Origin of the sequence: Phaeobacter sp. SYSU ZJ3003 (assembly GCF_041300735.1) — a bacterium.
Lineage (GTDB): Bacteria > Pseudomonadota > Alphaproteobacteria > Rhodobacterales > Rhodobacteraceae > Phycobacter > Phycobacter gallaeciensis_A.
On sequence record NZ_PXNU01000051.1, the window covers coordinates 1 to 22,418 of the forward strand.

19 protein-coding genes are annotated in these 22,418 nt (G+C 60.3%); 11 read left to right on the top strand and 8 right to left on the bottom strand.

What is annotated here, in order from left to right:
• Window positions 1-1,585 (bottom strand): HAMP domain-containing protein (locus tag C6W91_RS17015; RefSeq protein ID WP_370571177.1); only part of this gene is annotated, 1,585 nt, incomplete at its 3' end.
• Between the two features lie 442 nt (window positions 1,586-2,027).
• Here C6W91_RS17015 and C6W91_RS17020 point away from each other — a divergent pair.
• From C6W91_RS17020 to C6W91_RS17060, 9 genes are all read left to right on the top strand, one after another.
• Window positions 2,028-2,315 carry an STAS domain-containing protein gene (locus C6W91_RS17020; protein ID WP_274839910.1) on the top strand — a complete coding sequence of 96 codons (288 nt, stop codon included), beginning with the start codon at window positions 2,028-2,030 and terminating at the stop codon, window positions 2,313-2,315.
• On the top strand, window positions 2,312-2,686 hold the full coding sequence (locus C6W91_RS17025; protein ID WP_274830700.1) for a response regulator: 375 nt from the start codon (window positions 2,312-2,314) through the stop codon (window positions 2,684-2,686). The genes C6W91_RS17020 and C6W91_RS17025 overlap by 4 nt, the downstream gene beginning before the upstream one ends.
• Window position 2,687: 1 nt before the next feature.
• Window positions 2,688-4,835, top strand: coding sequence for a chemotaxis protein CheA (locus tag C6W91_RS17030; RefSeq protein ID WP_274837468.1), 2,148 nt, complete (start codon window positions 2,688-2,690; stop codon window positions 4,833-4,835).
• A complete protein-coding gene (locus C6W91_RS17035; protein ID WP_274830702.1) occupies window positions 4,819-5,307 on the top strand; it encodes a chemotaxis protein CheW in 489 nt (162 codons plus the stop codon). Before C6W91_RS17030 ends, C6W91_RS17035 begins: the two co-directional genes overlap by 17 nt.
• Window positions 5,304-6,170 carry a protein-glutamate O-methyltransferase CheR gene (locus C6W91_RS17040; RefSeq protein WP_274830703.1) on the top strand — a complete coding sequence of 289 codons (867 nt, stop codon included), beginning with the start codon at window positions 5,304-5,306 and terminating at the stop codon, window positions 6,168-6,170. The genes C6W91_RS17035 and C6W91_RS17040 overlap by 4 nt, the downstream gene beginning before the upstream one ends.
• 33 nt (window positions 6,171-6,203) lie before the next feature.
• Window positions 6,204-6,590 carry a response regulator gene (locus C6W91_RS17045; protein ID WP_274830704.1) on the top strand — a complete coding sequence of 129 codons (387 nt, stop codon included), beginning with the start codon at window positions 6,204-6,206 and terminating at the stop codon, window positions 6,588-6,590.
• Window position 6,591: 1 nt separating this feature from the next.
• Entirely contained in the window at window positions 6,592-6,918 is a 327-nt protein-coding gene (locus tag C6W91_RS17050) for a hypothetical protein (RefSeq protein ID WP_274830705.1), read from the top strand.
• A gap of 161 nt (window positions 6,919-7,079) precedes the next feature.
• Complete coding sequence (locus tag C6W91_RS17055; RefSeq protein WP_274839911.1) at window positions 7,080-8,552, top strand: caspase family protein; 1,473 nt, start codon at window positions 7,080-7,082, stop codon at window positions 8,550-8,552.
• Window positions 8,553-8,574: 22 nt separating this feature from the next.
• Window positions 8,575-9,177: a hypothetical protein gene (locus C6W91_RS17060; protein ID WP_274834034.1), complete on the top strand. Its 603-nt coding sequence runs from the start codon at window positions 8,575-8,577 to the stop codon at window positions 9,175-9,177.
• Between the two features lie 15 nt (window positions 9,178-9,192).
• Here the strand turns inward: C6W91_RS17060 and C6W91_RS17065 are convergent, their stop codons facing one another.
• The gene (locus tag C6W91_RS17065) at window positions 9,193-10,032 is read right to left on the bottom strand and encodes a M15 family metallopeptidase (protein ID WP_274834032.1); all 840 of its coding nucleotides are present in this window, start codon (window positions 10,030-10,032) and stop codon (window positions 9,193-9,195) included.
• 256 nt (window positions 10,033-10,288) lie between these two features.
• Here C6W91_RS17065 and C6W91_RS17070 point away from each other — a divergent pair, with 256 nt between their 5' ends.
• Both C6W91_RS17070 and C6W91_RS17075 read left to right on the top strand, forming a co-directional pair.
• The gene (locus C6W91_RS17070) at window positions 10,289-10,807 is read left to right on the top strand and encodes an OmpA family protein (RefSeq protein ID WP_274839913.1); all 519 of its coding nucleotides are present in this window, start codon (window positions 10,289-10,291) and stop codon (window positions 10,805-10,807) included.
• 44 nt (window positions 10,808-10,851) lie between these two features.
• Window positions 10,852-13,017: a serine/threonine-protein kinase gene (locus C6W91_RS17075; RefSeq protein ID WP_274839914.1), complete on the top strand. Its 2,166-nt coding sequence runs from the start codon at window positions 10,852-10,854 to the stop codon at window positions 13,015-13,017.
• A 25-nt stretch (window positions 13,018-13,042) separates the two neighbouring features.
• On the opposite strand, the gene C6W91_RS17080 is transcribed toward C6W91_RS17075, so the two are convergent.
• The 6 genes from C6W91_RS17080 to tagH all read right to left on the bottom strand — a co-directional run bounded on the left by C6W91_RS17080 (window position 13,043) and on the right by tagH (window position 22,411).
• Window positions 13,043-13,765 carry a PP2C family serine/threonine-protein phosphatase gene (locus C6W91_RS17080; RefSeq protein ID WP_274839915.1) on the bottom strand — a complete coding sequence of 241 codons (723 nt, stop codon included), beginning with the start codon at window positions 13,763-13,765 and terminating at the stop codon, window positions 13,043-13,045.
• On the bottom strand, window positions 13,762-14,445 hold the full coding sequence (tagF, locus tag C6W91_RS17085) for a type VI secretion system-associated protein TagF (RefSeq protein WP_274839916.1): 684 nt from the start codon (window positions 14,443-14,445) through the stop codon (window positions 13,762-13,764). Before tagF ends, C6W91_RS17080 begins: the two co-directional genes overlap by 4 nt.
• A complete protein-coding gene (tssM, locus tag C6W91_RS17090; RefSeq protein ID WP_274839917.1) occupies window positions 14,445-18,020 on the bottom strand; it encodes a type VI secretion system membrane subunit TssM in 3,576 nt (1,191 codons plus the stop codon). Before tssM ends, tagF begins: the two co-directional genes overlap by 1 nt.
• Complete coding sequence (gene icmH / locus C6W91_RS17095; protein WP_370571178.1) at window positions 18,017-19,441, bottom strand: type IVB secretion system protein IcmH/DotU; 1,425 nt, start codon at window positions 19,439-19,441, stop codon at window positions 18,017-18,019. Before icmH ends, tssM begins: the two co-directional genes overlap by 4 nt.
• A gap of 78 nt (window positions 19,442-19,519) precedes the next feature.
• Window positions 19,520-20,860 carry a type VI secretion system baseplate subunit TssK gene (tssK, locus tag C6W91_RS17100; RefSeq protein WP_274839919.1) on the bottom strand — a complete coding sequence of 447 codons (1,341 nt, stop codon included), beginning with the start codon at window positions 20,858-20,860 and terminating at the stop codon, window positions 19,520-19,522.
• A gap of 39 nt (window positions 20,861-20,899) precedes the next feature.
• Window positions 20,900-22,411 carry a type VI secretion system-associated FHA domain protein TagH gene (gene tagH / locus C6W91_RS17105; RefSeq protein ID WP_274839920.1) on the bottom strand — a complete coding sequence of 504 codons (1,512 nt, stop codon included), beginning with the start codon at window positions 22,409-22,411 and terminating at the stop codon, window positions 20,900-20,902.
• Window positions 22,412-22,418 lie beyond the last annotated feature (7 nt).

Consider the following 22,418-nt stretch of genomic DNA (forward strand, 5'->3'; position numbering starts at 1 on the left):
CGGCTTCCTGCTTGGCCTCATCCATGATGTTTTCGACGCTACGTGCGCCTTCGGCAGCGGATTTGACCGATGCGGTCAACTCATCCAGCGCAGCAGCGGTTTCTTCGAGCGTTGCGGCCTGGCTTTCGGTGCGGTGCGACAGATCATCCGAGGACTGGCTGATCTCAGCCGCGCCGTTGCGAATGCTGGAAGCGGATTCCACCACTTTCGACACCGTATCGCTGAGGTTTTCGACGGTTTTATTGAAATCGGACCGCAGTTGTTCATGCTCGCCGGTGAAGGGTTCGGTGATTTTTTCAGAGAAATCACCTTGGGCCAGCCGTAGTAGACCGGAACTTAGGGTCTCTACCACCCGTTGCTGTTCCTGCTGCTGCTGGGCGCGCTCTTCCTGCGCGGTGCGTGCGTGCCGCAGGTCATCCTGCATGGAGACCAGCGTCTTGCCAATCTGCCCGATTTCATCGACACGCTTGGCTTCGCTGACCTCAGTTTCCAGATTGCCGGAAGCCACCGATTCCATATTGCTGCTGATGCGGTCCAGCGGCCGTGTAATCGTCCGGGCGTAAAGCCAACCCAGCAGAGACATCCCTGCCGTACAGGCCAGTGACACCAGAAGCAGGAAGTTACGTGCACTGTTCACGTGCGCCATGAGTTCAGCGCGGTCCTGTTCGATCACGATTGCCATTTCCTTGCCTGCCAGAGCGATTGGTTCGGAGAAGGCGCTGACTTCCCGTCCGTTCAGGCCAGTCGTCGAGGGATAGAACTTGCTTTCACCATTGAGAGCAGAGGTAATGTGTTCCTGCTCTGCAATCGGATCCAGCAGCATATGGCCGCCCTCGAATCGTGAAGACGACCGTGCCAGCAGGTCAGAGGCTACCAGATAGGCATCGGCTGTCTCCCCGATGCCCCGGGCCTCGTTCATGATGGCGCTGATCATGCTCACCGGCATCTGCAGAACCAGGATTCCGACGGTCTGGCCGGTATTGGCGACGATCTGTGTGGCGACAAAGGCGGCCGGTTTGCCCTGGCTTGGCTCATAAGGCGCGAAATCGGAAAACAACACTTCTCCGGGCTGCGCATCCGCAGTTCTGCGGAATAGCTGCGCAAGCCCCGAATCTTTGTACGGACCATCATAAAGATTGGTCGCGTAATCGTCTTCTTTGTAGACCGAATAAAGTACGTTGCCGGACAGGTTCACCAGAAAGGCGTCGTAGTACCCTTTACTGGTCAGCAGGGTGCGGAAGGCCGGGTGAAATTTGGCGTGGTGAATGTTGTACGGAATTGTCTGCTTGCCGCGATCGAGCAGATGGCGTTCCCCCAGAGGATTGGGGTTGTTGGTGATATAGGCATCACGCACGGTCTGGGCAGCCTCATCGCCAAGATTGGTCCATGCGCCGGACAAGCGTTGCAGCGCGGTCCCGGTGGAGGGCACGGCCGCGAGTGTCAGAAGATCAGCCGTAATACCCCGCATCAGGGATTCGACCGCTGCCTTGCGGCTGGCGACCAGAGATTCGAAATGCTCTTGGGCCTGGGTCCTTGCGCTGTTCTGCGACGTGATCGTGCTGATCGAAACCACGATCGCAGCCATGACTGCACCGAATGCGACGACGAATAGCGGGAGCTTGTGTGCGATTTTCACTGTTCCAAAGGCCTTCTTGCTTACGCTTTGCAAACCAAGGCCCGGATCGGCCCTGTCCAATGAAATGAATGCCCGGCGGGGGTTAATTTGCGGCTTAAATTTCCGGCATTCGTTCGAATTTTAAAAAGCCTTCTGGTCGCAGCGTCGGGAAATGCTGCCGCTGTCGCGCGTATAGGGATTCTAACTGTGTGGCCGCAGCGGCTCTCCTCATCGCAACGAAGAATCGGGCATGTAAAATTGTCCGCAAAACGGCGTTCCCCGGAGGGCTTGAGGGCTGGCAAAAGGGTGTTGCGGTGCCTTTGCGGCAATCAATTATTAAACCCCCGAGCCTAAGAATGACCCTATCGAACTCTAACATGTGACCGAACAACGGGGGTGCGAATCGCGGAAGATGACCACGGAAACGCAAAAACACCTATTAGACCTTCCGAATGCATTTTCGGACCTTGATCCGCTGATTGCATTCCTGCGCGGAGCGCGCACCTCTGCGGTAGAAATCGACTGCTCCAAGGTTGTGGCGATGCCCTCGCGATGCCTTCAGATTCTGATGAGTGCGGAGCAGCAGTGGCGTTCCGAAGAATTGGGATTTGCGGTCACAAACATCAGTGAATCGTGCCGAAAGTCTCTGTCGCTTTTGGGTTTAGAGTCCAACCGCTTTGAAGACGAGGAAACAGCATGAAAACCAAAGTCCTTGCAATTGATGATTCCCGCACGATTCGGAATCTGCTTGCTGCCACGCTGGAAGAAGCCGGCTTTGAATATCACTGCGCGGTCGATGGCCGTGAAGGCGTGGATATGTATCCCGACGTCGCGCCGGATGTGGTGATTACCGATATCAACATGCCCAATCTGGACGGCTTCGGTGTCATCGAAGAACTCCGGGGCGACGGTATCAATTCGAAGGTGCCGATTCTTGTTCTGACCACCGAGAGTGCCGCGGAAATGAAAACCCGTGCACGCAATGCGGGTGCAACCGGTTGGATTACCAAGCCCTTCGATGACACGTCTTTGATTTTTGCGCTCAAGCGCGTCACCGGAGCTGCGGCGTAAGATGTCAGGGTCGATTCAGGATACCTTCTTTGAGGAGTGCGAAGAGCTCCTTGAAGCGACGGATGAGGGTCTGACCGCCATCGAAGGTGGCGATCGCGATCCAGAGGTGGTCAACGCCGTTTTCCGCGCTGTTCACTCGATCAAGGGTGGCGCCGGGGCGTTTGGCTTGGATGAACTGGTGGCCTTTGCCCACAGGTTCGAAACCGTTTTCGACGAGGTGCGAACCAATCGTCTGGAGCTGGGCGAAAAGCTTGTTCAGCTTCTGCTGCGCGCCAGTGACCATCTGTGTGATCTGGTGGCGACGGCGCGGGATGGCGGCGAAACCGACGAAGCGCATCACAACGTGCTGATCGCGGCGCTGGACGAATATATTCCCGAAGAGGAAGAAGATCTGACGTTCGAGCCGATGGGCCTGGGCGGCGCAGGTTTCGCGCCTGCAGCGATCGATCTTCCCGTGGTGCCTCAGGAAGAAACCTACCGGATCCGTTTCCATCCCATGAAGGAAATGTACGGCACCGGCAACGAGCCCATCTTCCTGTTCCAGGCACTCAAGGAACTTGGCGAGCTCGAGGTCAAGCTGGACGACACTGAATTGCCCGGTTTTGACGCCATCGACGTCGCCGAAAGCTATATCGCTTGGGATTTGGTTCTGATCACCTCGGAGCCGCGCGACAAGGTGGAAGCCGTTTTCGAATTCGTCGAAGGTCTGTGCGAGCTGTCGATCGAAGGCGATGGTGACGCCGAAGCGGATGCGCAGGCCCTTGCTGCGCTGGATGCTGCATTCGGTGTGGCTCCGTCCATTGAGGACGGGGAGACGACGCCTGCCCCTTTTGAACAGCCGGCCCCTGCTCTGACACCGGAGGCGGACTCTGCGCCTGCGGGTGACAAGGCACCATCTCCAAAGGCCGAGGCCGCGAAATCGGAGCAGCGGGGTCCCAAGCCGACTCTGCGTGTGGAGCTTGAGCGGGTGGACCGGCTTATCAACGCGGTCGGCGAGCTGATCATCAACCACTCGATGCTGGCGCAGCAGATTGCCAATCTTGATGTTGCGGACGTGCGTGATGTGGAGACCGAGCTGGAAGGGTTTAAGAACCTGGCGCGGGACATCCAGGAAGGCGTGATGTCGATCCGTGCACAGCCGGTCAAGCCGCTGTTTCAGCGTATGGCCCGGATTGTGCGGGAGGCTTCCAGCGCCACTGACAAAACCTGCAAACTTGTCACCGAGGGCGAAAACACCGAAGTCGACAAGACGGTTATCGAACGCCTGTCCGACCCGCTGACGCATATTCTGCGCAATGCGGTGGATCACGGGATCGAGAAGCCGGAGGACCGCGCAGAAAATGGCAAGGACAGGGTTGGCGAAATCCGTCTGTCGGCGTCGCACCGGTCTGGCAGTGTCTGCATCGAAATCAAGGACGACGGTGCCGGCGTCAACCGCCCCCGTGTGAAGCAGATCGCGATCGACAAGGGCCTGATCCCTGAGAACGCAGAGCTGACCGATAGCGAGATTGACAACCTTCTGTTCCTGCCGGGTTTCTCAACTGCCAAAGAGGTTTCAAACCTGTCTGGTCGTGGCGTCGGGATGGATGTGGTCAAGAACGCAGTGACCGGTCTCGGTGGCCGGATCAACATCACCTCGACCCCGGGCAAAGGCTCGACCTTTACCATCATCCTGCCGCTGACCTTGGCGGTGATGGACGGCATGGTGGTCTCGGTTGCGGATCAGACGATGGTGGTTCCGATCACCTCAATCGTCGAGACGATGCGCGGCAGCGACGAGATGATCAACAACCTTGGCGCCGATGGCACATTGCTGTCGATCCGTGGGAACTTCGTCCCGATCTGCGACGTTGCTAGCGCCCTTGGGCTGAGCAAGCAGGATGACCAACCGCCCGGAGTCTATCTCCTGGTTGAAACGGAAACGGGACAGCGCAGCGCCCTGGCGGTGGACGATATCCACGACCAGCGGCAGGTGGTCATCAAGAGCCTGGATGGAGTCTGTGGGGAGATTGCCGGGGTGGCTGCTGCCACCATTCTCGGAGATGGCAAGATTGCCATGATCCTGGATCCGGAAAGCATTATCGCGGCCTCGCCATCAGCAGCCGCCTTTGACACAGATCGGAGAATGAACAATGCAGTCGCAAGTTGAAGCCAAGCCTGGCGATCAGGAAGTAAAGCACGCCCAGTTCAGTGAGTTCGTGAGCTTCACTGTGGCGGGGCAGGCTTTCTGTCTCAAAATCACCCAGATCCGTGAGATCCGTCGTTGGTCGCCGGTGACAATCCTGCCGCACGCGCCGTCGGACGTGCTGGGTGTCATGAACCTGCGCGGTGCGGTGATCCCGATCTATGATCTGTCGGCGCGGTTCGGTCTTGAGCAGACCGAGGCCAGTGAGCGTAACGTGGTGATCGTCGTGGCGGTCGGTGGCAAGCCGGTTGGCCTGCTGGCGGAATCCGTTTCGGAAATCATCTCGATCAACCCCGATGATATTCAGGACACGCCGCCGGTCGATAGCCGATTCACCATGGAATATATCCAAGGCATCATCTCGCATGATGACACCATGGTCCGGATCATCAACTTGGATGCGGTTATCTCCGTTCCGGAACAGGTGCTGATGTGAACGCAAGAAGTCCCATAGAGTCCAAGGCAGATGGTTTCACCCTGACAGATCAGGATTTCGAAGCCATCGCCCAGTTCGCCTACAAGCATTTTGGGTTGGCGATGTCGAGCAGCAAGAAACCTCTGGTTTCGGCCCGCCTGGCTCGTCGTCTGCGAAAGCAGAACGTCTTGAACTTCAAGGATTATCTTGCACGCCTGAATGGGCCGAATTCCGACAAGGAGCGCAGCAACCTGCTGTCTCTGCTGACCACCAATGTGACGCAGTTCTTCCGGGAACCGCATCATTTTGAAACGATGCGCAAAGACGTTCTTCCGGACCTCATCAAGAAGGCACGAGAAGGCGGACGGGTGCGCATCTGGTCGGCAGGATGTTCCAACGGACAGGAGCCCTACACGCTGGCGATGATCATCCAGGACATGTGTCCGGAGGTGAACCGTCTGGATTTCAAGATCCTGGGCACTGATATCGATCCGGTTGTCGTGCAAACGGCAACGGCTGCCAAATATCCGGCGGACGAGATTGCGCAGATCCCTGCGGAATACCGCAAATACCTGCCAAAACTTGATGCTGATGGCCGTCTACCTGAAAGCATCCGGTCGATGGTGACACTTGGTGTGCTGAATCTTATTGAACCCTTTCCGTTTAAGGGAAAATTCGATGCGATTTTCTGTCGGAATGTGGCCATCTACTTTGATACAGCAACGCAGCAAAAGGTCTGGCAGGCGTTTCAGCGATCACTAGTTCCCGGAGGCTACCTGTTTATCGGACATTCCGAACGAATGTCCGGACCGGCTGCCCAACATATGAAAACGGCAGGAATAACCACCTACATTCACACACCATCGGGTGGGGATGCCCGATAGTCTGAGCAGTATGAAGAAACACGAGGAAAACAAATGAGCTTGAAAGACTCTCTTCGCGTCATGGTCGTGGACGACATGTCAACGAGCCGCGGGATTCTGACGCAATGCTTGGATGAGCTTGGCGTCAAGAACTACATGGTGGAAAACAACGGACAATCCGCGTTCCAGAAGATCACGAAGACTCCGGTGCACTTGGTCTTGTCCGACTACAACATGCCCGGCATGGATGGTCTTGGCCTGCTGCAAGCGGTCCGTGGCCATCAGGTGACCCAGCGTGTCGGGTTTATCCTGGTGACGGGCAAACCGACTCCTGAGATCATCGAGGTCGGCAAGAAACTCGGCCTGAACAACATCATCCGCAAACCCTTCACGGTTGCAACGATGAAGCAGGCGATCGAACAAGTGGTTGGGCGGCTCTGATATGGACCATCCTGACAAAGCCCTGAAAGATCTCTGCACCATTTCATCTTGGGAAATGCACCAGCTGAAAGTCAAAATTCAAGAGCTGGAGGATGTTGCTCTCACGGTCATGGAACGTGGTACCCGCCCTACCAGTGCGGAACTGCGTGCATTGCAGGATTTCGATCTGGTAATCCAGACACTCGCCGGGCTGTCGGGATTCTATGAGCGCGTCCAGGACCAGGTGGAAAAATCCGGACCGGCCGATCTGCCTGCTGCCGCCAAAGGGGTCACCCTGGAACGTCTGCGGGAAAGACTACTCTCTCCCGGCGGTTTGCAAAACGCCTGAACAACAAAGACGCCGCCTGCCCCAGGCGGCGTTTCCCGTTTGAGCCGCGCGATAATATGATCCATCAGGACGAAGATCGCGCAGGCTCCGGATTGATCGTTTGCTTCACCGTCTGCAACGGCTACACTTAAGATGTGTAATCAGTTTTGCCCGGTGCGATCATGAGCTTTGTGTTTCGAATACTTTTGACATTGGCCACCATAATGCTGCCTGTGGCGAGCGTGGCCGCGACTGATCGTGCGGCGCTGGTCTTGGGGATGGCTGATTACCAGTATCTGCCAAAGCTGGACAACACCCGCAACGATGCCCTGCGGATGGCGGAAACACTGGAAGGGATCGGGTTTGACGTGACCCTTGGCATCGACGTCGGTGCCGAAGACATGACCCGCATGCTCGAAGGCTTTGCTTTCCGCGCCGAGGTTGCCGATCTGGCCCTGATCTATTTTGCCGGTCACGGGGTCGAGGTGCAGGGTGAGAATTTCCTGATCCCGGTTGATGTTCAGGTGCAAAGCAACAGGGATGTAGAGCGCCAGTCCGCCTCGCTGAAGCAGCTGTTGGAGGCTGTTGAGAAGGCGCGAAAGATGCGCATCGTGATCCTGGACAGCTGCCGCGATAACCCCCTTGGCGATGCATTGGCAGGAGACACTTCGGAAACAACGAATGCATCGACGGCACCCGAACGTGCAGGTCTGGCCCCTGCAAACCCGGATCGCGGAACGCTGGTGGCCTTTGCCGCCAAGGATGGACAGGTCGCGCTGGATGGCCGGGGAGAGAACAGCCCCTATGCGCTGGCGCTGATGGAAAAGATGGTTCAGCCCGGTCTGGAGATCAGCCTGATGTTTCGGCAGGTCCGCGATCTTGTGCTTCAGAAAACCGGAAACCTGCAGGAACCACATACCTATGGTTCACTTACCGGGGTGCCCTTCTATCTGGCTGGCGGAAATGAGAGCGCGGGTAGCACGGATGCCTGGGCGGCGCTGAAACCGGATCAGGAGGAACAGCTTCTCGCCCTTGCCGAGCTTGGAGACACCCGGTCGATGCTGGGGCTGGCCTATATCCGGCTCAACCCAAACCAGGACCGGTTTGATCCTGCCGCCGCGATTGAATTTTTGCAGCGGGCTGCGGATGCGGGATCTCCCGAAGCGCAGTTTGAACTGGCAAAGCTGTACGAGCGAGGCACGGGTGTTGAACCGGATCCGGCCAAGGCTTTGGCGCTTTACCGGGCGGCGGCGGATCAGAATTTTGCCGATGCGATCAATGATCTTGGGTTCCTGCATTATCAGGGCGGGCTGGGTCTGCCGGCCAATCCGCAAAAGGCCCTGACCTTCTTTGAGCGGGCCGCGGATCTGCGTCATCCGCAGGCCCAGTTCAATTTTGCAGCCCTGATCGATGACGGTCTGATCCCCAACAAGGACCCCGAAGATGCGGCGCAGTATCTTTACGCGGCTTTGCGGTCCGGCAGTTCGGATGTTCTGAAACTGCTCAGCGAGCGGCCGACGATGTTCACCGATCAAACGCGCAAGGCTTTGCAGGCCAAGCTGAAAGATAATGATTTTTACCAAGGCTCGATCGATGGGGATTTCGGTCCCGGCACGCAGCGCGGCATCCGGCGGGCCTATGGGTTGGACGGGTAATCAACGGAAGCGGGAGGACGTCATGCGGGTACTGCGATATCTGGTTATCCTGACGCTTGTTCTGGTCGGCCCGGTTACGGCGCAGGAAACCGGGGGCACAGGCGAAGGCACCTATGGTGGCAGTGAGGGTAGCTACGGTGGTGAGGGTACAACCAGTCCGGGCCTGTCGGTGGCAAACCGTGTTGCGACGCCGCAGCAAGTGGTTATGCGGCTGAATGCCATTCCCGAGTTCTGCAGCAGCAGCGGGGCCTATCTTGTCGATTGCATGGCAGAACGCATGGAACAGCTGGCTGAGGGCATGTCCGGTCTGTCCGGGTATCAGGACGCGCGCAAAACCATAGGTGAGACGGCTGCCAATCTGCGCAAGATCGCGCGTGATAACCGCGATCCGCAGGCCCCGCGCGCAGTGGTGCAACACTCGGATGCCAATACGAAATCCTCCCGCCCGCTGGTGGCGGTGGCATCCACCCGCAAGCGGCAGGCGGCTGCCGCAGCCGTTTCTGCGCTTGAGGAGGCGGAGACGATCCTGCTCAGATCCGCCGCCCAATCGACCGCCCGAGCTGTGCAATACCAGCAAATCGCTGCGGCGCTTGGCTCCAACAAGGTCCTGCTACGCTCACTGTGATGCCGTCGGGGCTGATTACAGTCGCCCCTCCGCGATCCATGTGTCCAACTGGCGGCGGCTGATTTCGAAATGCATGCTGTCTTCGCGGCCAAAACCAGCCCCCCAGACCCAGCCTTCATCAAAGAAGAAATCGGCCATGATCGTCAGCCCCAGCTGCGTTTTGCCATCGGTGAAATTATCCAGCTTGCCGTCGATATTGAGATCCACCGCCAGCCCGTAGCTGTGCGTCGACAGGGAATTCACCGTGCCGCGGATCCGCCGCACGCAAAGGGCGCCGGCGGTGTTGATCCGGGAATAGAGGTCGGGGTCGACGCTGCGGATGTTTTCGAACACGATCCGCAGGCTCTCGATCGCGGGCTGCAACATGCTGACACGGATCGGACCAACCTGCTCGGTTACGAGTTTTTCCTTCAAATCCGGGTTGGTCATGGGCTGGCAGCTGTCGCTCAGATCCTCACGCGGGCGCCCCAGTTTTTCGGACAGATACCTGCCCCCGGCCACGTTCAGGCCCCGGTTTACATTCAACCGGTCTGCGATCAGCACCACCTGCGCATAATCAAGGTCTGTGCCTTCGGTCTGCTCCCAGATCTGACGTTCGCCGTCAGCGTCCGGGAGAAAAGGGGCGTTGGAGCCTGCTCCTCCCGCGGGCAGGCGCGCAATCTCTGTCTGAAGGTCACTCATCCGGAGTTGCAGATCCTCGATCTGCTGACGGAGCATTTCCAGTTCGATCCGCGCCGTGGAATCGACGGCCCCGCCTGCATAGTCTTCATCAGACATGAGCCAGCTCAGGCCGAACCAGACAACGGGCGCCAGAACGATGCCTGTCGCGATGATAACTGCCGAAACGACGCGCATAGAACCCTCAACATACTACGCCCCTATTGAATGCCCTGAGCCAGCCTTCGTAAAGCCCTCAATTCCATCCGTCGCGGATAGGGCAGAGTTTAGGGGTTTTTGCAGCGCTGTTGGCGGCCGCCCATTGGCAGATCAACAAGTGTGGTATAGGCTTTTATTCAGTATATGTTTTCAACGTAAGGGACAGGTTATGGTCCGGTTTCGCATTATTTCTGCCTGTATTCTGAGTTTGGGTGTGTTGCAGGCGCCTGACGCTATGGCCCAGTCTGCCGATGAAGGGCCCTCGGTCGAAGAAATCACCCAAGCCTTCAAGAAGCAAAAAACCCGCGGTCTGGTCATCGTGCCGAACGCGGCGACGTCCTCTGCGGCGCAGAGCGACGACACTGCGGAAACGGCCACCGTTGCCGCTGCTGCGGAAGAATATAACCCGGTTGAGCGGCAATCGCAGATCAACGTCCAGATTTCCTTTGATTTCGACAGTGCAGCCCTGCGCGCGGATCAGGAGCCGAAGCTGGCCAATATGTGCGAGTCGATGAAGCTGATGCAGGGAACCGTGTTCCAGATCATTGGTCACACCGACAGTTCGGGCTCGGCCGAATACAATGAACGCCTGTCTCTGCTGCGGGCGCAGGAAGTTCGGCGCCATCTGATCGGCTCCTGCGGCATTCCCGAGGACATGCTGAAAGCGATCGGCATGGGGGAAACCGCGCCCTTTGATGAAAACGATCCGCGGGCCGATGAAAACCGCCGTGTCGAGTTCCAGGCTCTGGGCTGAGGGATGAACGTCGCTTCGGGCGGGTATAAGGCGGGACATGACAGATGATCGAATCCCGCCCCGGTGATATTTTCCAACCCGGTGATCTGCTGAACAACACCTACCGGATCGAGATGCTGCTGGGTCGCGGTGGCACTTCGGATGTCTACAAGGCGCGCTCGGAAATCTCCGGCAATCTGGTGGCGATCAAGGTTCTCAAACAGGAACTCTCTGCCAACGAGGACTTTCAGGTCCTGATGGCCCGCGAGGAAAACATCCGCGAAATCCGCCATGACGCGGTGGTGCGCTATTCGGAAAATCACCGCACCCCGGATGGGCATATCTACCTGCTGATGGATTACGTCGACGGGCCGGGGCTGGATCGGAAGCTGAAACAGGGACCGATGTCTGCCGATGATCTGATGATCATCTGCAAACGCGTGGCGCAGGGTCTGCAGGCCGCCCATGCACGCAAGATCGTGCACCGGGATCTGAGCCCGGACAATATCATCCTGCGCGGCGGTGATCCGGCCGAGGCCGTGATCATCGATTTCGGCATAGCCAAGGATACCAACCCAGGTGCCCAGACGATTGTCGGTAATGAATTCGCCGGCAAATATTCTTATGCCGCGCCCGAGCAGATGAGCGGGCAAACCGACGCCCGGTCGGATATCTACTCGCTTGGCGCCTTGCTGCTGGCGAATTTTCGCGGCGCGCCGCCGTCGCTGGGCGCAAACCCCATGGAAGTGGTGGAAAACAAGCAGAAGCCGCTGGATACCTCGGGTGTGCCCGAACCCCTGAAGGGGCTGATCGACCGCATGTGCGCGCCGGATCCTGCGGACCGGTTTCAAAACGCAGCTGAGGTTCTGGCCTATATCGATGACCCGGACCCCCGCCCTGCTGATACGCCGCCCAAGGCCGACGCTCCCCCCCCGGCGGAAGAAGCCACGATCATTGTTCCCAAGACGGCCGCGCCAACAGCAAAACCTGCGCCCTCGACGCCTCCGGTGGACGAAAAACCGGCAAAAGGACGCGGTGGCCTCGTGGCGGTTATCCTGCTTCTGGGGGTGCTGGGTCTGGGCGTTGGCGGCTATTTCGCCGGGCTGTTTGGCAATCTCACTGGACCATCCCTGCCGGTTGCCGAACCTTTCACGCTGATTATTGAAAAATCTGCAGGCGCCCCGGCCCGGGCAACTGGGAACATGCCGTCTGAGGCGAGCCTCACTGCGCTGCAGGACATGGTTGAAACCACGGATGTCTCGCTGGCGTCGGGGGCAATCGCCGACAGCTGGGGCGACGATGTACTGGCAACCATTGCGCCGCTGGATCAACTCGGTGAATGGCGCCTTGCCGTCAGCAACAATCAAGGCAGACTGAGCGGCGTGACGCAGGATGCCGAACTGGCGGCGTCGTTGAACGCGCGGTTTGCAGATGGGCTGCCGGGAGCACTGGACGGCGCGGTCGATATCGTTTTCAAACTGCCTGTTCTGGCGCGGGAAGAGGTCCTGTCGGTGATCGCTGATCATCAGGACTGCGGCCCGTTGCAACTGTCCGGCACAGATGGAACCGGCGGCTTTGCGCCCGAGGATTCCATCCTGATCACCGGGCGGCTGGCGGAAACATCAACCCGGGTTGCCCTGTTCGATGCGTTGCGCGCCATCGCGGGTGATCGCAAGGTGGTTCTGGACGCCGAAGTGCTGAACCCCGCCCTCTGCGTTGTAGAGCAACGCCTGCCCAAGGCGCCTGCGGGCGGGGCAAAGGTCAGCTATACTCTTGGCGGGGAAGGCACGCCGAACCCATCGGGGCGGTTCTTCGTCGGGGAAAATCCGGTCATAGACGTGATCCTGCCGGAAGACATGACCGACGGCTTTCTGACCGTTTCAATCCTGGATGTTTCTGGCAACGTCTTTCATCTGCTGCCCAATATCGGACGTCCCGAGAATGCGATTGCGGACCTAAGAGATGGTGAGATCGGGCCGTTTTCCGTGCGCGTCGCCTTTGATTTGCAGAATGCAGCAGAAACCGGCGGGCTGGCGTTCAAGGTGGATGATAGCACCCTGGGCAAAAGCCGTATTCTGGTCCTGCATTCCTCGGAACCGCTGTTCGCGGGCATGCGTCCCACATCGGAAAGCGCGGTTGGTTTTGCCGAAGCGCTGCAGCAAAGCGCGGCAGAGGATGCGAGCCGGATCCTGTCGCTGGACAGCCGTATATTGGTGACAGCCCGCCCCTGATTGCGGCCTGTCGGACCGGCGCCCGTCAGAGCACGTCGACGACGATCACCGAGATATTGTCAGCCCCGCCCCCGGTCAGTGCGACCTGCACCAGCCGCTCGGCGACGGTTTCCAAGGGCGTGCTCGACAGAATATCCTCCAGCATGGAGAAGGTGGCATATTTCGTCAGCCCATCCGAGCAGATCAGGAACCTGTCGCCGCTTTCAGCGGTGCCGCGCACCTTGTCGAGTTCCAGATCCTCCCCGACCCCAACCGCGCGGGTGATGGCATTGGATTGCGGATGCTGGTCTGCCTCATCCCAGCTCATCTTGCCGGAGAGGACATATTCGGCGACCACGGAATGATCCGCCGTCAGCATGTCGATCTGCCCGCCATGGAGCCGGTAGATACGGCTGTCGCCGGCCCAGATACCGGCGAAATGGCCCTGTGCCATGATCAGGGCGGCAACGGTTGCGCCAATGGTGCCGCCGCCCCGCGCCGTCGCTTCGGCCTGGATGGCGCGGTGGGCGCCTTGCAAGGCATCGCGCAACGCGTGCATCTTGGCCGCCGGGTCCAGCCCACCGGGGATCATCGCGGCGGAGTCCGCGATCAGGCGGCTGGCATAATCGCCGGCATCATGGCCCCCCATCCCATCTGCAACCAGCCAGATGTCATGGTCCGGCAGCGCCAGCACCGCGTCTTCGTTGACCTTGCGTTGCAGGCCGACATGGGTCTGAACGGCATAGCGATAGGGGTGCATCGGATTCATAGCGGCCGGGCCTCCCGCCAGATGGGAGCCGTAAGATCGAACAGTCCCATTGCAGCCCCGCCTTGCGGCAGGCCCGGGCACATCATCATCCGCGGGCCGCTGTCCAGAACCGCAGTCCAGATGCTGGTATCAGCAGCCCGGCTGTCCAGCAGGGCCGCCGCCACGGTGTTTGGTAGATCCTCCGTCTGACCAGCGCCGGTCAGCACCAGCGTGTTGCCCGATGTGCGCAGCGGCGCCACCGCGCGCATGGCGGGCGGCTGCACCGCGCCGAGGGCTGCGGATAATTTGTCCTGTGTCATGCTGTCCTCCAATGCATCCAGGGCAATCGCCTCAAGCTGCTCAAACAGCTTTGTGTCGGTGAAATGATCCAGCGCCGCAGGCCCCGGCGTGGCCAGAGGCGCCACCAGTGTCAGCGGAAACCGGCGGCCAACCCGGTCAACCGAGGGCATCAGAACCCCCGTCAGCTTTTCCGGCCCGGCAAGGCCCGCAGGTAATGAAAACCGCCAGATCGGCGCCGACATATAGCTGCGATCAAAGGCCGTGCCATAGGCGCTTTGCCCGGCCAGCAGCACCTGCTGCAGCCAGCCATCCCACAGGCGGACAAAACCGCCCGGCATGTTGATCCGGAAAAAATCCCCAACCGAGGGCATCTTGCCGAAGGCTCCGAACCCTGCCTCCATCACATCGACTTCGGGCAGCTGAATTTTGCCATCGCCGGCAGGGCAAAGGGATTGACGACCGATCCCGATTGCAGCTCGAACAGGGCCAGACGCCCACCAACCCGGAAGTTCACCCGCCGTCGGTCGGTGACGTTGGTCCGGCGTACCTCGGCGGCGTCCAGCAACCGGAACCAGGCCCAGGGCCCATCCCGCGACAGAACGTTTTCAATATTGCGCTTGTCCGGCAAAAGGGTGATCCGCGCCAGGCCGACCGTCCCCGGCCAGGTCACTGCAACCGGCGTGGGCTGTCCCATCCGGTGATTATAGGACACCTGCGTGCCGTCGATCTCCAAAAGAACCTCCTTGGCCTTTGAATCCAGCGCCTTGGGGGTGATCTGGAACTGGACCACCGGCGTATCACCCCCGGCAAAGAAGGCATCGCGGATTTCAGCGGCGTATTGCATCTGTTCCAGCACCGCCTGACTGATCCCGAGATCGACATCATTGACGCGTTTCCAGGTCCACGGACGGCTGCGGGTATCGACATATTTCAGCAGGTTCTCGTCAAAGAAACTGTCGATCAGCCCGCCCGGCGCAAACAGTTTTGCAAAATCCACCATCGCCACATCGGCACGGGCGCGCCGGTTGAAGGGATACCGGTTGTCCAGCGCCTTTTCGCAGAAGGGCAGAACCGAGGCCTGCCAACGGGCATTGATCGATGCGCGAGTCCCTTCCGAGGTAATGCCGGAAGAGCCCGTCGAGATCTGCATGGCCCAGCGTTGCACCGGCCCGTCGATCCGCGAGGCCGTTTGCTGGAATTGCAGTAGCGCCTGCCCGCTTTCGCCCGAGGTCACGCCGCTGAACGACATCTTGTTCAGTTCCTGATAGACCAGTTGTAGAGAGACCATGAGGTCGTCCAGCCGCGAGGGCTGGCCTTCGGGGCGGTCCACCAGATCGTGCAGCCACTGGAATCGGTCCTGCACATAGGCACCCGGTGGCTTTGGCGGCTCGCCCGAGGCGGTCGATGCCGAGCTGACAAGTGCCTCAAGCAGGATTTGTCCTTGGATAGACAGGCTTGACCGGGTTTCGATGGCTGCCACCTGCGACACGCCTTCGCCCAGGGATTCCGTGTTCAGTTGCGAGCGGTCCTCCGCCAGGCTGGTTTCCTGGCTGACCGCCGTCAGGATATTGGTGATCGGAGAGGTCGGCCCGGACAGCACATTGGTCACCTCGACCGCATGGCTGAGGCTTTCCAGCGGCACGATGTCCACATCCCCCAGCACCTGATCATACCGGGTGATATAGTCGTTGTAATAAAGGTCGAGCACATCCCGGCTGAGCGCAAGAAGCGCGGCTTCGCTCTGGATCTGCTCACCGCCGCGGTCACCCAGCACCCAGACTTCGCGCTGGACACGTTCGGACACGCTCACCGCTTCGGGCAGGAAGACGTTGTGAAATCCGTCATAGGTAAAGATGCCCTCGACACCCTCGTTCAGCGGCTTGCCGGAGCTGCGCACCAGCACTCGTTTCACCGAAGGCCCGCCGATATCGGTCAGCCGCCATTTCGGCAGGCTGGTGGCAGTGTTTGAATTGATGATGCCATTGTAGACCCGTTGCGCCAGCGGCATTTCCGACAGGATATTCTGGGCCTGCTCCACCAGCGGACCATTCAGCGCGATTTCTGTCATCGGCTGGGACAGCATCGCCGTCAGGTGATCCATCAGATCCGCCCGCAGCTGCGCCCGCACCGTTCCGGGGTAGGCCACAGATTCCCAGTCAAGCTGCATCCACTCCTTGACCAAATCGGGATTCATCGGCCCCTGAAGCCCCAGCATCAGGTAGATCTTCAGCGCCTCATAGAGAACATCCGGGTTGTTCATATTGGCGCTGATCTGCTCTTCCAGCCGGACCAGAAGACGGGGCAGCAGCCGCTGGTTCAGCGCGGCGCGATAGGTCTGCGCCGCCTCTGTTCCGATCACCTCACCCTGATAAAGACCATAGGTCATGGCGCGCTCCGGCTCCGGATCCGACAGAACCGGGTTGCCGGGCATGTCACGCAGCAGGTTCAGCGCAGCAGCCACCGGCACCAGATCGGTATCGCCCACCGGGCTGGGCGGCAGTTCGGCCGCGGCCGCCTGATAGGCCGCAGCCTGCCCGGCGGCCTGTTCGATCAAGGCGGCGTTCTTCAGGTAGGAATTCACCCAAAGCGCCCCGGTCACCGAGGCAAAGATCACCGTGGCGGCGATGGCGGCGCGGCGGGTCCAGCGATAACGGCGCTCAACCTTGTCGTCGGCAGAGACAAGCCCGGCCTCCGGGAACATTACCCCTTCGAACAGGCGGGTCAGAAAGTAGGACCGCCCACTGCCCTGCCCGGTTCCGATGGCTTGACGGCCAATGCCGAAGGTCTGCGCCATACCCAGCATCAGCCGGTCGATCGGCGTGCCTTCCTGGGTGCCCGAGGTGAAATAGACCCCGCGCAGCATCTGACGCTGATCATAGCGGTTATCCTGAAAGACTTCGGTCAGGAAATCGCGGGCCACCCGGCGCATTGAGGCCACCTGCCCCGGAAAACCCGCCACCAGCGCCCGCCGCTGGTGATCGCTTTCGCCCTGCATCTTCTCCAACAGCTGCGCGTTCAATTGCCCCAGAAGGGCTGCAAATTCCTCGTCAAAGCCTGCAATCGGGGCAGCCTCTTTCTTGCCCTTGGGCAGCGGCAGGGTGAAACCCCAGACCTGTTCGCGCTCTTCCTTGCCCAGAGCATCGAAATACTCCTGAAAGCCCGCGATCAGATCAGCCTTGGTGAACAGCACATAGACGGGAAAGCGCACGCCGAGTTTCTCGCGCAGCTCGGACAGGCGGCGGCGCACGGCCTGGGCGTGAGATTTCTGGGTGATCTCGTCCTGAAGGGACAGGTCTGACAAGGAAATCGCGATGATCGCCCCGTTGATCGGCTGGCGTTTGCGGTACTTTTTCAGCAGGCCAAGAAAGCCCAGCCAGGCGGCATTATCCGCATCCGCATCGCTTTCCTGCGTGGTATAGCGTCCGGCGGTATCGATCAGCACCGCCTCATTGGTGAACCACCAATCGCAATTGCGGGTGCCGCCGACGCCGCCAATCGCGGCCTTGCCCATCTTGTCCGCCAGGGGAAACTGCAGGCCGGAATTGACAATTGCAGTGGTCTTACCGGCGCCGGGCGGGCCGATCATCACGTACCAGGGCAGATCCCTGAGGTGACGGCGCCCGTTCTTGGACTTGCGCAATTCGGCCATGGCCTGTTTGAACTTGCCGCGCAATTCACCGATCTCCTCGGCCAGGACATCGTCCTCTTCCGGCACCTCCGTGGCCTCGGCCATGTCTTCGGTCATCTGGCGATCCCGGCGGCGACGACGCCAGAAAACCAAACCGATAATCATCAGGATCACCACCCAGATCACGCCGATGGTAATGCCGCGCGACAGGATGCTGTCAAAGGGGCGCCAATCCTCCGAGCCGATGAAAGGTGCGAAATACCACACGCAGGCCGACAGACCGGCCGCCAGCAGGATCAGCACGAAATAGAGGGATCTGAACAGCGGCAGAATATAGCGGCGGATCATTCGTCAATCTCCTGCACCAGAAGGATTTCAATCCGGCGGTTCTTGGCCCGGCCTTCACGGGTGCCGTTGTCGGCAATAGGTTCCTTGTCGGCGCGGCCTTCTGCGGATAGGCGGTCAGGATCTGTCATCACGTCGGCCATTCCCGCCATCACCGATTTGGCGCGGGCCAGCGACAACGCCATGTTTGACGGAAACCGGGAAGAGCGGATCGGGATATTGTCGGAGTGGCCGACGACGATAACCTTGCCCTTTTCATCGTTCAGCGACTCGGCCAGACGGTTGACCGGCCCTTTGAAGGCATCTGACAACTTGTCAGAGCCAGAGCCGAACATGCCGGATCCCGCCAGCCGGATAATCAGCAGATTGCCCTTCTGAAACACCTCGACGATGCCTTCCTTGATCTCGGGATCAAGGAAGCCCGAAACCTTGGCCACCTGTTCTTCGATCGTGGGCGCAGGCGGCGGCGGTGGCGGTGGGGGCGCGCGTCGTTCCAGCTGCGCCGCAGGGCCGGAATCGATGGTCGCCAGGCGGCCAGAGACATTCTCGGTCTGGTTCGACAGGGCCCAGCTGAGGCCGGCATATTGCAGCACCAACAGCGCGCCGGTCACCGCCAGCGCGATCCAGACCAGACGCCAGGCCGACAGCGCCTTGAAGGGTTTCTTCACCCCCTCCCAATGTGGCGACAGATCCCATTCCAGCGGCCCGCGCTGATTGCGGATAATCCGGGCCAGCGCCGCGCGGATCTGCATCAGCTTCTCACTGCCGCCCTGTTCGACGCGCAGGCGGCCTTCGAATCCCAGCGACATGCACATGTAGAGGAACTCCAACATGTCGATATTGGCGCCCGGCTCTTTTTCCAGTCGCGCCAGCAGGTCGTAAAACCGGTCCCCACCCACGGTTTCGCGGTGGAAAGTACCCACCATGGATTGCAGGCCCCAGCTGGACTGCCCGCCCCAGGGCGTGTTCAGCACCACATCATCCAGCGTCGCGCAAAGAGCGTAGCGCGCGACCTTGACTGTCTGCGCCGGAATACCCGCCTGCAAGGCGCGGTTTTCAAAGGCGCGCACCTCGGCCACGACGCTTTTGCGCAAAGCGTCCGGGTACATGTGCTGCGCGCGGTTCCGGATACGGCTGATCAGGGCAAACAAGGTCGCGGCACAGGCCGTCAACTGGTTCATCCCGGTCAACGCCAGTTGCGAGGCTTTACCGGGGGATGCTTTTGGCGCAGCGGCGGCGGCCTGCGGAACCCCGTAGGACTCAGGTGCTGGTGGGGCATCCGGGTCTGCCGTCGGCTCGGCCGGTGGCACCGAGGGCTCCGGGCTTGGCATGGGCGCGGTCGCGCGCCGCCCGCCCGGATTGGGCTTGATCACCGTCTTGTCGGTATCACCCGGCTCGGCAAAGGGATCGTCATAATCACCCATATCTTTTTACCCTGTCACCCTTGTACAATTCTGCAGCCCCCCTGAGGGCGCCGCATGACGATCCGGTACCGGACCGCCCTACCCGTTTCTGATCGCCCACAGCTCCATCTTGAGCCCCGGATACTGCCCCGACACATGCACTGCGATGCCACCGGATGTGGTCATCTTGCGCCAATAGGGGCTGTCGGCATCCATTTCGAAGTATACCACACCCGCATGATAGGGGATCTGCCGCGGCGCCACCGGCAAGGGGCGCAGCGTGATCCCCGGCAACGCGGAGTTCACCAGCTGACGGATTTCCTCGACCGGGCCGATCTTGGCCTGACCGGCAAAGTGGCGACGCACATCCTCGGCCGGGATCTCGGCGCTGACCGCCAGGACAAACCCGGCATTGCCCAGCAGTTTGCGGTCCGCGATGACCCCGACGGAAATACCGTATTTGCGCGGCTCCAGCTTGATTGAAATCGCGGTCTGTTCCAGCACCGAGCTGAGGTACTGCCGCAGGGTGCGGATCACCGGTGCGAAACAGCCCATAAGATTATCATGGGTATAGGCGGGGAATTCGGGCGCCTGTTTTTCCGTAGACATGAAAACCGACAACTCACCGGCCAACCCGGTCAGCAGTGTGAACAGCCGTTCAGGGTGCAGGTTTTCGATCTGCCGCAGATGGCGCACCATCGGCAGCGTGCGGTTCACCACCGTCAGCAGCAAGAAGTCGGACACATCCGCCACCCCGCGGGCGCCACCGGCTTCGGCCAGACGTCCGGACAGCGCCTCCATGCGATGCGCGAGAAGCCCTTCGAGTTCCCGCAAAAACCCCGAAAGCGCCGGAGCCGCACGCACATCCAGACAGGAGGGAATGAAGGCCTGATCCAGTACGATCTCCTGATCAGGGCGCACTTCGATGATCCGGGCCACAGGGATGGCCAGCAGGTCAGCCAGATCATCGACCTCAAGCGCGAATTGCAGCCGCATCTTGCCCACATCCAAAGGCACGGGTTTACGCTCGGCGCTGGTGACATCGGTCACCTCCTGCGTGTCGGGACGCAACCGGCTGGCTGACCGTTCAGCGCCGGACAGATCCACCTCGGCAGCGCCCTGACGGCGTTGCGGCACGGTCAGGTAGACGACGCAGTCCTTGACCGTCGACGGCACCTCCATCGCGGGCGGATGCGGATCGGCCATAGGCACCCGGAACACCGTGCCATCATGGGTCAGCCCCTCGCAGGACTTCAGTGCAAACTGGCCGATCTTCAACGCTTCGTGGTCGATCTCAAGCCCGTTCACCCCCCAGGCATAGGGGCCAAGACGCCGCGCCAGCCCACCGACCAGCGCCTCGGTATAGCGGTCGGCCTGCTGGAAATGATGAGGCTGCAGAAACAGCCCCTCGGTCCAAAGCACTTTACTGTCCCAGGACACTGGGTTCTCCTTTTAATTGGACCACGCGCGCCGCGCGGGTCAGTCTTTCAACCGGTCCAGCTGAGCCTTGTAGGCCCGCGCAAATTCGCGGCTGAACAGGTCGTGAAAATCGTTTTCCGCCTGGTCTGAAATCTCGGCGTATAGTTGTTCGTAAACATCCCAGTAGCGGGCTTTCTTGCCGCGCAGGATCCCGCTCAGGCCGCCCTTGTCCTCGATCTGCGCCTCCAGCGCCTTGGGATCCAGACGACCCAGCACCCCTTTGAGCGCGGCCTCCATGCCGGTGACCATGGCGACCTCATGCGCCTTGATATCCTGCAGGGCCTCTTCGGCAGCGGTTTCCGGCGACAGGTAGCCCTTGGTCGCCGGGCGCAGCATGGTTTCAATCGCCTGTTCCGGCGTGATCGAGAATTTAAGCGGGTTGTTGCCGCCTGCGGAAATCATCGTCTGTTCGATCCGAAACTCGGATTTGATCGAGGTCCGTGTCATCAGGATTTCACGCAGGCCCGCGATGAGGGTGTGCATGACCCGGCCCATCCTGCGCATAGCCGTCGCCGGATCTTCGCCTTTCAAGGCAGCCTCTTCGGCGCCGAGCCCTTCCAGGAAGGCCGCCGTGATCTGATCGCCAGATGCATCCGATGCCGCGGCCGCCGCTGTCTGATCAGTCGGCGGCGCGTCAGCCGGTTGCGGGGCTGGGACTATTGGTTCCGGCGCGGTGTGTTGCGGCGGTGGCGCTGGTGCAGGATCTGGCTGCTGGTCCTCTGCAGGGGGGGCGGCTGGCGGCATATCCTCGGCGGGTGGAGGCGGCGCAGCCACTGCTGGTTCCGCGAGCGGGGTCGGCGCCTCGGAAGGTCCCTCGATCCCCGAAAGGAAATCATCATCCCAATCATCCGGGATGAGCGCCGAAGATGACGTGCTGGGCGATGCAAAACTGTCCTGCGCCGAGGGGGCATGGCTGGGCAGGCTGGCACCCTCCCCTTCGCGGCCATCGCTGGCCTTCTGGAAAAACGGATCTTCATCTTCGCCCATCGGCGGCAGCAATTCGTCGATGGGATCTACCGGGTTCAGCTGCGAGGGGCCGGTCGGCTCCGACCCGCCCAGAAGATCATCCAGAAAATCACGCCCCGGACCGGCATCGTCCAGCAGCGCCAGCGGGTCCGGCGCGTTCTCGGCCACCCCGGGTGACATCGGTGCCGCCTCCAGTGGTGCTGCAATGCCCGCATCCGGTTCGGCCAGATCATCCCGGATTTCGATGACCAACTCGTAATTCCCGATACAGATCACATCACCGTTGTTGAGCGGCGTCGGTGTGCGGCCAAGCGGGATTTTCGAATAGTTCAGAAAGGTGCCGTTGGAGCTGAGATCGACGATCACGACCGAGCCGTTATGATCCTCGATCACGCAGTGATGGCGCGACAGCATCTGATCGGGGTCCGGCAGCACCATATCATTGCTGGCGCCGCGCCCGACGGTCAGGCTGGCCCCCCGCATCGGCACCGGCGCCGCATCGCCAGGCATCGTTCCCGAGCTCTGAAATTTGAGCGTCACCGCCATAGTCGCG

Bases quoted from the DNA above. Each gene is read 5' to 3' on its own strand.
- C6W91_RS17060 (WP_274834034.1), top strand. From the start codon at position 8,575: ATGCGGGTACTGCGATATCTGGTTATCCTGACGCTTGTTCTGGTCGGC.
- C6W91_RS17030 (WP_274837468.1), top strand. From the start codon at position 2,688: ATGTCAGGGTCGATTCAGGATACCTTCTTTGAGGAGTGCGAAGAGCTC.
- icmH (WP_370571178.1), bottom strand. From the start codon at position 19,441: ATGGGTGATTATGACGATCCCTTTGCCGAGCCGGGTGATACCGACAAG.
- C6W91_RS17035 (WP_274830702.1), top strand. From the start codon at position 4,819: ATGCAGTCGCAAGTTGAAGCCAAGCCTGGCGATCAGGAAGTAAAGCAC.
- C6W91_RS17025 (WP_274830700.1), top strand. From the start codon at position 2,312: ATGAAAACCAAAGTCCTTGCAATTGATGATTCCCGCACGATTCGGAAT.
- C6W91_RS17055 (WP_274839911.1), top strand. From the start codon at position 7,080: ATGAGCTTTGTGTTTCGAATACTTTTGACATTGGCCACCATAATGCTG.
- C6W91_RS17065 (WP_274834032.1), bottom strand. From the start codon at position 10,032: ATGCGCGTCGTTTCGGCAGTTATCATCGCGACAGGCATCGTTCTGGCG.
- C6W91_RS17080 (WP_274839915.1), bottom strand. From the start codon at position 13,765: ATGAATCCGATGCACCCCTATCGCTATGCCGTTCAGACCCATGTCGGC.
- tagH (WP_274839920.1), bottom strand. From the start codon at position 22,411: ATGGCGGTGACGCTCAAATTTCAGAGCTCGGGAACGATGCCTGGCGAT.
- C6W91_RS17045 (WP_274830704.1), top strand. From the start codon at position 6,204: ATGAGCTTGAAAGACTCTCTTCGCGTCATGGTCGTGGACGACATGTCA.
- C6W91_RS17075 (WP_274839914.1), top strand. From the start codon at position 10,852: ATGATCGAATCCCGCCCCGGTGATATTTTCCAACCCGGTGATCTGCTG.
- C6W91_RS17050 (WP_274830705.1), top strand. From the start codon at position 6,592: ATGGACCATCCTGACAAAGCCCTGAAAGATCTCTGCACCATTTCATCT.
- C6W91_RS17020 (WP_274839910.1), top strand. From the start codon at position 2,028: ATGACCACGGAAACGCAAAAACACCTATTAGACCTTCCGAATGCATTT.
- C6W91_RS17070 (WP_274839913.1), top strand. From the start codon at position 10,289: ATGGCCCAGTCTGCCGATGAAGGGCCCTCGGTCGAAGAAATCACCCAA.
- tagF (WP_274839916.1), bottom strand. From the start codon at position 14,445: ATGGAGGCAGGGTTCGGAGCCTTCGGCAAGATGCCCTCGGTTGGGGAT.
- tssM (WP_274839917.1), bottom strand. From the start codon at position 18,020: ATGATCCGCCGCTATATTCTGCCGCTGTTCAGATCCCTCTATTTCGTG.